Raw genomic sequence first — 12923 nt, 5'->3', positions numbered from 1 at the left:
GCTTCCAGAAATTAAAAATCGAGCAGTTTTTCTTCGAGTTGTTCGGCACTGCTTCGCAGTTTATCGAGAAAACGCAGCTTACGCACGGTATCCGCCGCCGCGTCCCACGTCTCGTTGTCTAACTGTTCAACCATCAACTGATGGCGGGTATCAAACATCTTTTTCACACGTTTGATAAAGCTTTCCAGCCGCGCTTCATCTTTCGCCTGTTCGATCTCGTCCAGTTCTTCGCGCAGCTCCAGCTGTTCCATCAGGAACGCGGTGTCGCGCACAGTATGCTGCTCGCTGGCGAGATCAAAACCGTGCAAAGAAAGCAAATATTCCGCGCGCATTAACGGATGACGCAGCGTTTGCCAGGCCTGGTTAATGGTTGCAGATTGCTGTACGGCGGCGAGTTGTTCCGCCTGGCTTCCGCTGGCGAATTTATCAGGATGATACTGACGTTGTAGATCCTGAAAACGCAGGCTCAGTGCCTGGGTATCGAGTTGATAACGGGCAGGCAAGCCAAAGAGGGTGAAGTAATCCATAACATTCTCAGGGCTGCGATCCGCCGCGATAACGGCGAATCAGGTAAAACAAACCCCACGCGCAGGCGACCACGGTGGGGTTATCGGTATGCGCATTAGACGTGGAAGCTTTCGCCGCAACCACACTCATCTTTAACGTTCGGGTTGGTGAATTTAAACCCTTCGTTCAGGCCTTCTTTTACGAAGTCCAGCTGCGTACCGTCCAGAAATTGCAGGCTTTTGCCATCGACCACGACTTTCACGCCTTTGTCTTCAAACACGATGTCTTCCGGCGTCGGTTCGTCAACAAATTCCAGTACATAAGCCATACCTGAACATCCGGAGGTTCTCACACCCAGACGCAGGCCAAACCCTTTGCCGCGGTTAGCCAGAAAGGTATTTACTCGCGCTGCTGCACTGTCGCTCAGTGTAATCGACATAACCAAACCTCAACTCTTATTTTGCTTCACGTTTGCTTTTATAGTCCGCAATGGCGGCTTTGATCGCGTCTTCTGCCAGAATAGAACAGTGAATTTTCACCGGCGGCAGTTCAAGTTCTTCAGCAATATCGGTGTTTTTGATCGCCTGCGCTTCGTCGAGAGACTTCCCTTTCACCCATTCGGTGACCAGGGAGCTGGAAGCGATAGCAGAACCGCAGCCGTAAGTTTTAAAACGCGCGTCTTCAATGATACCTTCATCGTTGACTTTAATCTGCAACTTCATCACGTCGCCACAGGCCGGTGCACCCACCATGCCGCTGCCCACGTTCTCGTCGTTGTTGTCAAAGGAACCCACGTTACGCGGATTCTCGTAATGGTCGATAACTTTTTCGCTGTAAGCCATTATAAATTCTCCTGATTCCGATACCGATTAATGATGAGCCCATTCGATGCTGTTCAGATCCACGCCCTGCTTGTACATTTCCCACAGCGGAGAAAGGTCACGCAGACGACCGATGGATTTACGAACTAACTCGATGGTGTAGTCGATCTCTTCTTCAGTAGTAAAACGACCTAAAGAGAAACGGATAGAGCTATGTGCCAGCTCGTCGTTCAGCCCCAGCGCGCGCAGCACGTAGGACGGTTCGAGGCTTGCTGACGTACAGGCGGAGCCGGAAGAAACCGCGAGGTCTTTCAGCGCCATAATCAGCGACTCACCTTCAACGTAGTTGAAGCTGACGTTGAGAATGTTCGGCGCACCGTGTTCCAGGTCACCGTTCAGGTAAACTTCTTCGATATCTTTGATGCCGTTCCACAGACGGTTACGCAGGCCGCGCAGACGTTCCATCTCGGTCGCCATCTCTTCTTTTGCGATGCGATAGGCTTCGCCCATACCGACGATCTGGTGAACAGGCAGAGTGCCGGAACGCATACCGCGCTCGTGACCGCCGCCGTGCATTTGCGCTTCGATGCGTACGCGCGGTTTACGACGCACATACAGCGCACCGATACCTTTCGGGCCATAAATCTTGTGGCCGGAGAAAGACATCAGGTCAACTTTCAACTGGCTCAGGTCGATAGGCAGTTTGCCCACGCTCTGGGTTGCATCAACGTGATAGATAATGCCACGAGCACGGCACATTTCGCCGATAGCCGCGATATCCTGCACCACGCCGATTTCGTTATTCACGTGCATGATAGAAACGAGGATGGTGTCGTCACGCATCGCCGCTTCGAGTTCTTTCAGGTCGATAATACCGTTACGCTGCGGTGCCAGGTAGGTGACTTCGAAACCTTCGCGCTCCAGCTGACGGCAGGTATCCAGTACCGCTTTGTGTTCGGTTTTGCTGGTGATGATGTGCTTGCCTTTTTTCTGATAAAAGTTGGCTGCACCTTTGATCGCCAGGTTGTCAGATTCGGTTGCACCAGAGGTAAAGACGATTTCACGCGGGTCAGCGCCGACCAGATCGGCAATCTGATTACGGGCGATATCTACCGCTTCTTCAGCCTGCCAGCCGAAACGGTGAGAACGGGAGGCCGGGTTACCAAAGGTTCCGTCCATCGTCATAAACTGCATCATTTTCTCGGCAACACGCGGGTCCACCGGCGTGGTTGCGGAGTAGTCGAGATAAATCGGTAATTTCATTGCTCTATAAACTCCGTACATCACTCAATGCAAGGAACCAGGCTACCGGCTGGATGTACGACCGTGTTTACGGAGCGCGATACGCCCCGGCCTGATTCTGAATACTTTTTATCTTTTATGCGCGCAACTTAACATCAATTGCATCGTTACGATTGCTGCGTGGCGCGTCGTGAGTATGCTGACGACCAGACACATCCAGCACTTCCTGGTTATTAACCAGTTCGCCTAAAGTAATGTTGTTGAGAAAACCGGTGAGACGGTCGCTCAAATCACGCCACAGCGCGTGGGTCAGGCATTTATCCCCGCCCTGGCAGCCGCCTTTACCCTGACAACGGGTGGCATCTACAGATTCGTCAACGGCGCTAATCACTTCGCCAACGGCGATGCTGCTGGCATCTTTGCCTAACAGATAACCACCGCCTGGTCCGCGTACGCTGGAAACCAGACCATTTTTACGCAGACGGGAAAACAGTTGTTCCAGATAAGAAAGGGAAATTCCCTGTCGTTCGGAAATATCAGCCAACGGTACCGGGCCTGCTTCGGAGTTGAGCGCAACGTCAAGCATTGCGGTCACGGCATAGCGCCCTTTAGATGTCAGTCTCATGTCTTACTTCACCTCAAACTCGCCCCTGCCCGGGGTTTTTATTGTAAAAGTGGGGGTATTGCATAGCAGGGTCAAGTCTGACATTCCCGAGTAATTTGGTCAACTATTTACTTGACTGATTTAGTCAGGTATTTAACCTTCAGTGCCATTTTTTATCGTGGCGTTTGTACCTGTTGTCGGATGCGGCGTGAACGCCTTATCCGACCCACGATTACGTGCACTTCCAGGCCTGATAAGACGCGTTAAGCGTCGCATCAGGCAATCACTGTTATTCGGCCTTGTTACCTTTATTCTGCTGCTCTATAGAAGCCAGAATCCCGCGCAGGATATTCAATTCCTGGCTTTCCGGGCGCGCACGGGTAAACAGACGACGCAGTTTATTCATCACCTGCCCCGGATGGTTTTCACGGATAAAACCGGTTGCCAGCAACGTTTGTTCGAGATGGCCATAAAAACGCTCCAGATCATCGACCAGCGGATACGGCGTCTCTTCATGCTCAACCTGCTCGCCGTTTTCCTGAGTCGCCAGCCAGGCCATGCGCACTTCATAGGCAATAACCTGAACCGCCATCGCCAGGTTCAGTGAGCTGTATTCCGGGTTAGCGGCAATCGCGACATGATAATGGCACTTCTGCAACTCTTCATTGGTCAGGCCGACACGTTCGCGACCAAAGACCAGCGCCACCGGCGTATTTGCCGCTTCAGCGACGCTTTTCAGACCGCATTCGCGCGGGTCGAGCATCGGCCACGGCAACGTGCGCGAACGTGCACTGGTGCCAACCACCAGGCTACAACCGGCTAATGCTTCGTCGAGCGTATCGACGATGTGAGCATTACCAATCACATCGCTGGCGCCTGCCGCCAGGGCAATCGCCTGGGAGTCGGGTTTCACCAGTGGATTAACCAGCCACAGATTGGTTAATCCCATTGTTTTCATGGCACGGGCAACAGAACCCATATTGCCGGTGTGTGACGTCTCCACCAGCACAATTCGAATATTTTGCAGCATTGTCTTTCTTCGTCTAAAGATTATTCGCGCATCTTAACATAAAACGAAGACAGATGCCGATCTCGCTGCTATACTCTGCGCCGTTTTCCCGTTCTTTAACATCCAGTGAGAGAGACCGATGCATCCGATGCTGAACATCGCCGTGCGCGCAGCGCGCAAGGCGGGTAATTTAATTGCCAAAAACTATGAAACCCCGGACGCTGTAGAAGCGAGCCAGAAAGGCAGTAACGATTTCGTGACCAACGTAGATAAAGCTGCCGAAGCGGTGATTATCGACACGATTCGTAAATCTTACCCACAGCACACCATCATCACCGAAGAAAGCGGTGAACTTGAAGGTACTGATCAGGATGTTCAATGGGTTATCGATCCACTGGATGGCACTACCAACTTTATCAAACGTCTGCCGCACTTCGCGGTATCTATCGCCGTTCGTATCAAAGGCCGCACCGAAGTTGCTGTGGTTTACGATCCTATGCGTAACGAACTGTTCACCGCCACTCGCGGTCAGGGCGCACAGCTGAACGGCTACCGTCTGCGCGGCAGCACCGCTCGCGATCTCGACGGTACTATTCTGGCGACCGGCTTCCCGTTCAAAGCAAAACAGTACGCCACCACCTACATCAACATCGTCGGCAAACTGTTCAACGAATGTGCAGACTTCCGTCGTACCGGTTCTGCGGCGCTGGATCTGGCTTACGTTGCTGCGGGCCGTGTTGACGGTTTCTTTGAAATCGGTCTGCGCCCGTGGGATTTCGCGGCAGGCGAGCTGCTGGTTCGTGAAGCGGGCGGCATCGTCAGCGACTTCACCGGTGGTCATAACTATATGCTGACCGGTAACATCGTTGCTGGTAACCCGCGCGTTGTTAAAGCCATGCTGGCGAACATGCGTGACGAGTTAAGCGACGCTCTGAAGCGTTAATGACTCAGGCGGGTGATATCACTCACCCGCCCTCGCCTTTCAGGCGTTATTCCGAAATACTTCCTCACCGCTTTACTTTCTTTCGTCACTCTCCCACCATCTTTCCCCGATTAATGGATGATAAAGAAGTCGCAAGGAAAGGTTATGGCGCTGCCAGTGAACAAACGCGTTCTCAAAATTCTGTTTATTCTCTTTGTTGTTGCCTTCTGCGTTTATTTAGTGCCGCGCGTTGCCATCAACTTCTTCTATTATCCTGACGATAAAATTTACGGTCCCGACCCCTGGTCGGCGGAATCCGTCGAATTTACGGCTAAGGACGGTACTCGTCTGCAAGGCTGGTTTATTCCTTCTTCGACGGGCCCCGCTGACAACGCCATCGCAACCATCATTCATGCTCACGGTAATGCCGGAAATATGTCCGCCCACTGGCCGCTGGTCAGTTGGTTACCAGAACGCAATTTCAATGTTTTTATGTTTGATTATCGCGGATTTGGTAAATCTAAAGGCACGCCATCACAAGCCGGATTACTGGACGATACGCAAAGTGCCATCAACGTGGTGCGCCATCGTAGCGATGTAAACCCCAAGCGGCTGGTGCTGTTCGGGCAGAGTATTGGCGGGGCGAATATTCTGGATGTTATTGGTCAGGGTGATCGTGAAGGCATACGTGCGGTGATCCTCGACTCCACATTTGCCTCTTATTCGACTATCGCCAACCAGATGATACCCGGCAGCGGCTACTTACTTGATGAGAGTTACAGCGGCGAAAATTACATCGCCAGCGTCAGCCCGATCCCGCTTTTACTGATTCACGGCAAAGCTGATCATGTTATTCCATGGCAGCATAGCGAGAAATTATTTGCCCTGGCGAAAGAGCCAAAACGCCTGATTTTGATCCCCGATGGCGAACATCTTGATGCCTTTTCCGATCGTCATGGAGACGTTTATCGCGAGCAGATGGTGGACTTTATCCTTAGCGCATTGAATCCACAGAATTAACCTTATGGTCGAAACCAGATAAAACAGCAAGAAATCACCTTATGGGATGGCATTAAACTGCCAAAAAGTGTTTATATCGATAAAAATTCTGTGATGTTTGTCATCATTTCTGATTAATAGCATTCCATTCACCGTATCCCTAAGCAAACTTTAGCTATTCTTATAAATTATGCTTATGGGAGATCTACAGATGATACCTACACTTGCCCCACCATCTGTACTTTCAGCTCCCCAGCGCCGTTGCCAGGTATTGCTGACGCTGTTCCAGCCGGGGTTGAGCGCCACCACGGCAACTTTCAGCGAGATTAATGGTGTGGATGATGAAATGGTGGGTCGCGATATCAGCGAAACAGGACGGGAGATCCAGCGCTATCATCAACTCACCATTACAACTGGATATGACGGGAGCTACCGGATTGAAGGTACAATACTTAATCAACGCTTATGTTTATTTCATTGGCTACGACGCGCTTTTCGCCTTTGTCCGTCATTTATCAGCAGCCATTTTACGCCCGCGTTAAAGGGAGAGCTAAAGCGTCGGGGGATTGCTCGTAATTTTTATGACGACACCAATCTACTGGCGTTAGTTAATCTCTGCTCGCGAAGGCTGCAAAAACGCTTTGACGCGCGTGATGTTCATTTCCTGTGTTTGTATCTGCAATATTGCTTATTGCAACACCATGCCGGAATCTCGCCCCTGTTTAACCCGCTGCAACGTCACTGGTTGGAATCTTGCATTGAATTTCAGGTTGCACAGGAAATTGGCCGCCACTGGCAACGGCGGGCGCGTCAACCTGTCCCCACTGATGAGCCACTATTTATGGCATTGCTTTTTTCCCTGTTGCGGGTTCCCGATCCACTGCGAGACACCCATCAGCATGGCAAACAGTTGCGCCTGTCAATTAACCGTCTGGTACAGCATTTTCGGCAGTTGAGTAACGTCCATTTCTATGATGAACAGGGGTTGTGCTATCAGCTTTATACTCACCTCGCCCAGGCGTTAAACCGCTGTTTGTTTTCTATCGGCATTGATAACACTTTACCGGAAGAGTTCCGTCGACTTTATCCACGGCTCGTCCACACCACCCGCGAAGCGCTGGTCGGGTTTGAAAATGAGTACAACGTCAGTCTTTCCGATGAAGAAAGTTGTCTGGTGGCAGTGATTTTCGGTGCATGGCTGATGCAGGCAAATGAAATTCACGAAAAGCAGATTATTTTGCTGACGGGCAATGACAGCGAACGAGAAGCGAATATTGAGCTGCAATTGCGTGAGCTAACGATACTGCCGCTCAATATTAAGCACATGTCTGTGAAGACATTTTTGCAGATTGGCGCGCCGCGCAACACCGCGCTTATTATTGCGCCTTATACCATGCCACTACCGCTTTTTTCACCACCGCTTATTTATACGGATCTGACCCTGACGGCACATCAACAGGAACAGATCCGCAAAATACTTGAATCAGCATGAGGGAACGACTTTCGGGCGCAAAAACACTGCCGGAAACGCCACCAATGCCATCACCCAGAACACGCCATGCCCCAGATATTGATACAGGAAACCGGCGAAGACGGTCATGATGGCGATACTGCCGCCCATCGCGACGGCAGAATAAACTGCCTGCAAGCGGATAACCTCACTTCCCTGACGAGCGGCAATGTAGCGCATAGCGGCCAGATGGCACACCGTAAAGGTGCCGCAATGCAGAACTTGCACTATAATCAACCACGGCAACTCAGTGGTTGCCCCCATAATGCCCCAACGTACTACCCCGCATACCGCCGAGATCAGCAACATGTCACGGGCGCTACAACGGCGGAAAAGCTTATTACTCAGCGCAAAGATAATGACTTCCGCCACCACGCCCAGCGACCATAAATAGCCCACCGCCGAGGCCGAGTAGCCAGCTGCCTGCCAGTAAATGGCGCTAAAACCGTAATAGGCCGCATGCGCCCCCTGCAATAAACAAACGCAGGCCAGAAAACGCCAGTTCTGGCGGACCAGCGCCAGCCACGCTGGCCACCCCGTGCTCTCCTGCTGACGGCTTGCCCCTTGTGGCTGAATCGTCGGACGGATAAGAAAGCCGAGCAGCATGGATGCCACGCCCAACGTCAACAGCGCGAGGATCACCCGATAATCAAACATAGTGACCAGTTTGCCCGTCAGCGCCGAGCCAATGACAAACGCCACCGAGCCCCAAAGTCGCACTTTGCCATAATCAAGCGGGAACTGCTTTTGCCACGTATTCGCCAGTGCATCGGTCAACGGTACCAGCGGTGAGAAAAAGAGGTTAAAACCAACCATCACCACCATCAACCACGCCACGTGCGCACCCGCCCAGAAGGCGATGGCAAAGAGTAGCGTCAGCAACGCCAGCACACGCAGCGCAGAAATCAGGCGAGAAGGATCGCTGACGCGAGGCGCGATTATCAAACTACCGAGAAAACGGGCAACCAGCCCGGCCCCTAACAACAGGCCGATGGTTTCTGGCGTTAAGCCAATTCCCTTAAGCCAGACGCTCCAGAAAGGTAGAAAAATACCGTAGCTAAAAAAGTATGTGAAATAACCGAGCGCCAACCAGCGCGTGGATTGCAAAACCATGAGTCCCTCCCGTCAGGAGGCGTTAGTCTGGAGTTAATCGAATGTTGGTGCAAGTTGAAAAATAAGAATATTCGAGTCCGCTTCCCGCCGATTGTCATGCATATCAGGAAATGACAAAAAGATGCGACCTGCGACGTATCTTGCAAAAATAATGCGTAATTATGCCGTTACGCTTGCCAAACGTTCCTGCACAATGGCGATGAAATCACGTAACGCCGGTTTCATCCCCCCTTTCTTCCACGCCATCAGTAAAGCAATGGAAGGCACATTTCCGGCAATTGGCCGAAAAACAACCTGCCCGGTATTAAAATTATTCATATAACCGGGTATCAAAGTGACGCCCAACCCCATCCCCACCAGATTCATGGTCACCAGAATATTAGTTGCCACCTGCACAATATTTGGCTGGCTGTTTTCTTGCGCAAACCAGGTTTTAACAATCGGTGCAAGCGAGCCGGAATACGCCGGATCGGTACTGACGAAATTAACGCCATTAAGCTGCGCGGCGGTGATCTCTTTTTCTTGTGCTAAAGGATGATCAACCGGCAACACCACCACTAATGGTTCGTCAAAAAGTTCCAGATAATCAATCTCCGGGCTATAAACAGGATGGCGCATTAAGCCGACGTCCAGTTCACCACGGCGAATTTTTTCTTCCTGTTCCGTGGTAATTAAACTCACCAGCTCAATCAAGGTTTCTGGCTGCTTCAGTCGGAACATGGGCAATACTTTTGGCAGTAAATTCACTTCCGCCGATGGCACAAAACCGATAGTCAAATGCTTATCTTCCTGAACAATTTTCCGCGCCCGTTGTTTGGCATTTTCCGCTTGTTCGAGAATCGCCTGCGCGTCCTGGAGAAAACATTCTCCCGCCGCCGTCAACGCGACTTTGCGCTTATCCCTCACCAGTAACGGAACACCGACACAGTTTTCGAGATCGCGGATCTGGCTGCTTAACGAAGGTTGTGATGTATGCAGTTTTTCCGCCGCACGAGTGAAGTTCAGCGCCTGAGCTACTGCGACGAAATAGCGTAAATGCCGTAGTTCCATCACCTTCCCCTTGTTATCGAAAAAACGTCTCAGTTGGTAGAAATTAACTATTTCACATATCAGCAACCAACCAGCAACATCCTTATGGCACAAAAATAGAAGGTCAATACATCTTATCTTTCAGGATTAAAAAATATGACCACACCCTCAGATTTGAACATTTACCAACTGATTGACACCCAAAACGGTCGGGTCACTCCGCGTATTTATACCGACCCGGACATTTACCAACTGGAGCTTGAGCGCATTTTCGGTCGTTGCTGGCTATTTCTCGCCCACGAAAGCCAGATCCCAAAACCTGGTGATTTCTTTAACACCTACATGGGAGAAGATGCGGTTGTCGTGGTGCGCCAGAAAGACGGCAGCATCAAGGCGTTTCTCAACCAATGCCGCCACCGGGCCATGCGTGTGAGTTATGCAGATTGCGGCAACACTCGCGCCTTTACCTGCCCGTATCACGGCTGGTCTTACGGTATTAACGGCGAATTGATCGACGTACCGCTGGAACCTCGCGCCTACCCACAAGGATTATGTAAATCCCACTGGGGGTTAAACGAAGTTCCTTGTGTGGAGAGTTATAAAGGGCTGATTTTTGGCAACTGGGATACCAGCGCACCGGGCCTGCGTGATTACCTGGGTGACATTGCCTGGTATCTGGATGGCATGCTGGATCGTCGCGAAGGCGGCACCGAAATTGTCGGCGGTGTACAGAAATGGGTTATCAACTGCAACTGGAAATTCCCGGCGGAGCAATTCGCCAGCGACCAATATCACGCTCTGTTCAGCCACGCTTCTGCCGTTCAGGTATTAGGAGCAAAAGATGATGGCAGTGATAAACGCCTCGGCGATGGACAAACCGCTCGCCCGGTATGGGAAACCGCTAAAGATGCCCTGCAATTTGGTCAGGACGGTCACGGCAGCGGCTTCTTCTTTACTGAAAAACCGGATGCTAATGTCTGGGTTGATGGCGCAGTTTCCAGCTATTACCGCGAAACCTACGCCGAGGCGGAACAACGTTTAGGTGAAGTTCGCGCCCTGCGCCTGGCAGGTCATAACAACATCTTCCCGACACTCTCCTGGCTCAACGGCACTGCCACGCTCCGCGTCTGGCATCCGCGCGGCCCCGACCAGGTAGAAGTGTGGGCGTTCTGTATCACCGACAAAGCCGCCTCCGATGAAGTTAAAGCCGCTTTTGAAAACAGCGCCACCCGCGCTTTTGGTCCGGCTGGTTTTCTCGAGCAGGATGACTCGGAGAACTGGTGTGAAATCCAGAAACTGCTGAAAGGCCACCGCGCTCGCAACAGCAAACTGTGTCTGGAGATGGGGCTCGGTCAGGAAAAACGTCGCGACGACGGCATTCCAGGTATTACTAACTATATCTTCTCAGAAACGGCCGCACGTGGAATGTACCAACGCTGGGCCGATCTCCTGAGCAGCGAAAGCTGGCAGGACGTGCTCGATAAAACCGCCGCTTACCAGCAGGAGGTGATGAAATGAGTGCCATAGTTTCGCTGGAGTTACATCACCGTATCAGTCAGTTTCTCTTTCACGAAGCCAGTTTACTGGATGACTGGAAATTTCGTGACTGGCTGGCGCAGCTCGACGAAGAGATTCGTTACACCATGCGCACCACAGTTAACGCGCAAACACGCGACCGCCGCAAAGGCGTCCAGCCGCCGACAACCTGGATTTTTAATGACACCAAAGACCAGCTGGAGCGGCGAATCGCCCGTCTGGAAACGGGCATGGCCTGGGCGGAAGAACCGCCGTCACGCACCCGCCACTTAATCAGCAACTGCCAGGTAAGCGAAACCGACATACCAAACGTATTTGCCGTGCGGGTGAATTATTTGCTCTACCGGGCTCAAAAAGAGCGCGATGAAACGTTCTATGTTGGAACGCGTTTCGACAAAGTTCGCCGTCTGGAAGACGGGAACTGGCGCTTGCTGGAACGGGATATCGTCCTGGATCAAGCGGTCATCTCCTCCCATAACCTGAGTGTACTGTTCTGATGAATCGAATTTATGCGTGTCCCGTTGCGGATGTGCCGGAGGGTGAGGCTCTCCGGATCGATACCTCGCCCGTCATCGCCCTGTTCAACGTCGGCGGCGAGTTTTATGCCATTAACGATCGTTGCAGCCATGGTAATGCGTCGATGTCAGAAGGGTATCTGGAAGATGACGCAACGGTGGAATGCCCACTGCACGCCGCCAGTTTTTGCCTGAAAACGGGGAAAGCGTTATGCCTGCCCGCCACCGATCCGCTAACCACTTATCCAGTACACGTTGAAGGTGGTGACATCTTCATCGACTTACCGGGGGCGCAGCCATGAGCGATCTGCATAACGAATCCATTTTTATTACCGGCGGCGGCTCGGGATTAGGCCTGGCGCTGGTCGAGCGATTTATCGAGGAAGGCGCGCAGGTTGCCACGCTGGAACTGTCGGCGTCAAAGGTCGCCAGTCTGCGTCAGCGATTTGGCGAACATATTCTGGCGGTGGAAGGTAACGTGACCTGTTATGCCGATTATCAACGCGCGGTCGATCAGATCCTGACCCGTTCCGGCAAGCTGGATTGTTTTATCGGCAATGCGGGCATCTGGGATCACAATGCCTCACTGGTTAATACCCCGGCGGAGGCGCTGGAAACCGGCTTCCATGAACTGTTTAACATCAACGTACTCGGTTATCTGCTGGGCGCAAAAGCCTGCGCTCTGGCGTTAATCGCCAGTGAAGGCAGCATAATTTTCACACTGTCAAATGCCGCCTGGTACCCCGGCGGCGGTGGCCCGCTGTACACCGCCAGTAAACATGCCGCAACCGGGCTTATTCGCCAACTGGCTTATGAACTGGCACCGAAAGTGCGGGTGAATGGCGTCGGCCCGTGCGGTATGGCCAGCGATCTGCGCGGCCCACAGGCGTTGGGGCAAAGTGAAACATCGATAATGCAGTCTCTGACGCCGGAGAAAATTGCCGCCATTTTACCGCTGCAATTTTTCCCGCAACCGGCGGATTTTACGGGTCCGTATGTGATGTTGGCATCGCGGCGCAATAATCGTGCATTAAGTGGGGTGATGATCAACGCCGATGCCGGTTTAGCCATTCGCGGAATTCGCCACGTAGCGGCTGGGCTGGATCTTTAAGGACG

The 12923-nt window shown here is 52.1% G+C and carries 15 protein-coding genes; 7 read left to right on the top strand and 8 right to left on the bottom strand.

The features are described from left to right. Nucleotides 1–11: 11 nt before the first annotated feature. The 6 genes from hscB to trmJ form a co-directional block, all read right to left on the bottom strand. Entirely contained in the window at nt 12–527 is a 516-nt protein-coding gene (gene hscB, locus D9741_RS13930; protein ID WP_000384413.1) for a co-chaperone HscB, read from the bottom strand. 95 nt (nt 528–622) lie between these two features. After that, entirely contained in the window at nt 623–946 is a 324-nt protein-coding gene (iscA, locus tag D9741_RS13925; protein ID WP_000028953.1) for an iron-sulfur cluster assembly protein IscA, read from the bottom strand. A gap of 16 nt (nt 947–962) precedes the next feature. Further along, a complete protein-coding gene (gene iscU / locus D9741_RS13920) occupies nt 963–1349 on the bottom strand; it encodes a Fe-S cluster assembly scaffold IscU (protein WP_000331707.1) in 387 nt (128 codons plus the stop codon). Nucleotides 1350–1376: 27 nt separating this feature from the next. Next, nucleotides 1377–2591 (bottom strand): cysteine desulfurase, encoded by a 1215-nt coding sequence (gene iscS / locus D9741_RS13915; protein ID WP_001295373.1) that lies wholly within the window; start codon nt 2589–2591, stop codon nt 1377–1379. Nucleotides 2592–2706: 115 nt separating this feature from the next. Continuing rightward, nucleotides 2707–3195 carry a Fe-S cluster assembly transcriptional regulator IscR gene (iscR, locus tag D9741_RS13910; protein WP_001241354.1) on the bottom strand — a complete coding sequence of 163 codons (489 nt, stop codon included), beginning with the start codon at nt 3193–3195 and terminating at the stop codon, nt 2707–2709. A gap of 268 nt (nt 3196–3463) precedes the next feature. After that, the gene (gene trmJ / locus D9741_RS13905) at nt 3464–4204 is read right to left on the bottom strand and encodes a tRNA (cytosine(32)/uridine(32)-2'-O)-methyltransferase TrmJ (protein ID WP_000940019.1); all 741 of its coding nucleotides are present in this window, start codon (nt 4202–4204) and stop codon (nt 3464–3466) included. Nucleotides 4205–4322: 118 nt separating this feature from the next. Between trmJ and suhB the strand changes: the two genes are divergently transcribed. The 3 genes from suhB to csiE all read left to right on the top strand — a co-directional run bounded on the left by suhB (nt 4323) and on the right by csiE (nt 7596). Further along, on the top strand, nt 4323–5126 hold the full coding sequence (suhB, locus tag D9741_RS13900; RefSeq protein WP_000553451.1) for an inositol-1-monophosphatase: 804 nt from the start codon (nt 4323–4325) through the stop codon (nt 5124–5126). Nucleotides 5127–5270: 144 nt separating this feature from the next. Next, the gene (locus D9741_RS13895) at nt 5271–6125 is read left to right on the top strand and encodes an alpha/beta hydrolase (RefSeq protein ID WP_130214627.1); all 855 of its coding nucleotides are present in this window, start codon (nt 5271–5273) and stop codon (nt 6123–6125) included. 190 nt (nt 6126–6315) lie between these two features. Beyond that, a complete protein-coding gene (gene csiE / locus D9741_RS13890) occupies nt 6316–7596 on the top strand; it encodes a stationary phase inducible protein CsiE (RefSeq protein WP_130214629.1) in 1281 nt (426 codons plus the stop codon). On the opposite strand, the gene D9741_RS13885 is transcribed toward csiE, so the two are convergent. Next, nucleotides 7588–8727: a 3-phenylpropionate MFS transporter gene (locus tag D9741_RS13885; RefSeq protein ID WP_130214631.1), complete on the bottom strand. Its 1140-nt coding sequence runs from the start codon at nt 8725–8727 to the stop codon at nt 7588–7590. The two genes, csiE and D9741_RS13885, sit on opposite strands and share 9 nt — an antisense overlap. 159 nt (nt 8728–8886) lie before the next feature. Beyond that, nucleotides 8887–9777 carry a DNA-binding transcriptional regulator HcaR gene (gene hcaR, locus D9741_RS13880; protein ID WP_130214633.1) on the bottom strand — a complete coding sequence of 297 codons (891 nt, stop codon included), beginning with the start codon at nt 9775–9777 and terminating at the stop codon, nt 8887–8889. A 135-nt stretch (nt 9778–9912) separates the two neighbouring features. On the opposite strand from hcaR, the gene hcaE reads away from it, so the two are divergent. From hcaE to hcaB, 4 genes are read left to right on the top strand one after another with little or no spacing between them, the layout of a single operon-like run. Next, nucleotides 9913–11274, top strand: a complete 1362-nt coding sequence (hcaE, locus tag D9741_RS13875; protein ID WP_130214635.1) for a 3-phenylpropionate/cinnamic acid dioxygenase subunit alpha — start codon at nt 9913–9915, stop codon at nt 11272–11274. Beyond that, on the top strand, nt 11271–11789 hold the full coding sequence (hcaF, locus tag D9741_RS13870) for a 3-phenylpropionate/cinnamic acid dioxygenase subunit beta (RefSeq protein ID WP_130214637.1): 519 nt from the start codon (nt 11271–11273) through the stop codon (nt 11787–11789). Before hcaE ends, hcaF begins: the two co-directional genes overlap by 4 nt. After that, complete coding sequence (locus tag D9741_RS13865; protein WP_130214639.1) at nt 11789–12109, top strand: bifunctional 3-phenylpropionate/cinnamic acid dioxygenase ferredoxin subunit; 321 nt, start codon at nt 11789–11791, stop codon at nt 12107–12109. Before hcaF ends, D9741_RS13865 begins: the two co-directional genes overlap by 1 nt. Further along, nucleotides 12106–12918, top strand: a complete 813-nt coding sequence (gene hcaB / locus D9741_RS13860) for a 3-phenylpropionate-dihydrodiol/cinnamic acid-dihydrodiol dehydrogenase (protein WP_130214641.1) — start codon at nt 12106–12108, stop codon at nt 12916–12918. Before D9741_RS13865 ends, hcaB begins: the two co-directional genes overlap by 4 nt. The last annotated feature ends 5 nt before the right edge of the window (nt 12919–12923 follow it).

The sequence above is a fragment of the Escherichia sp. E14V7 genome, assembly GCF_004212225.1.
GTDB lineage: Bacteria > Pseudomonadota > Gammaproteobacteria > Enterobacterales > Enterobacteriaceae > Escherichia.
This window is presented reverse-complemented; position numbering and strand designations above follow the sequence as displayed.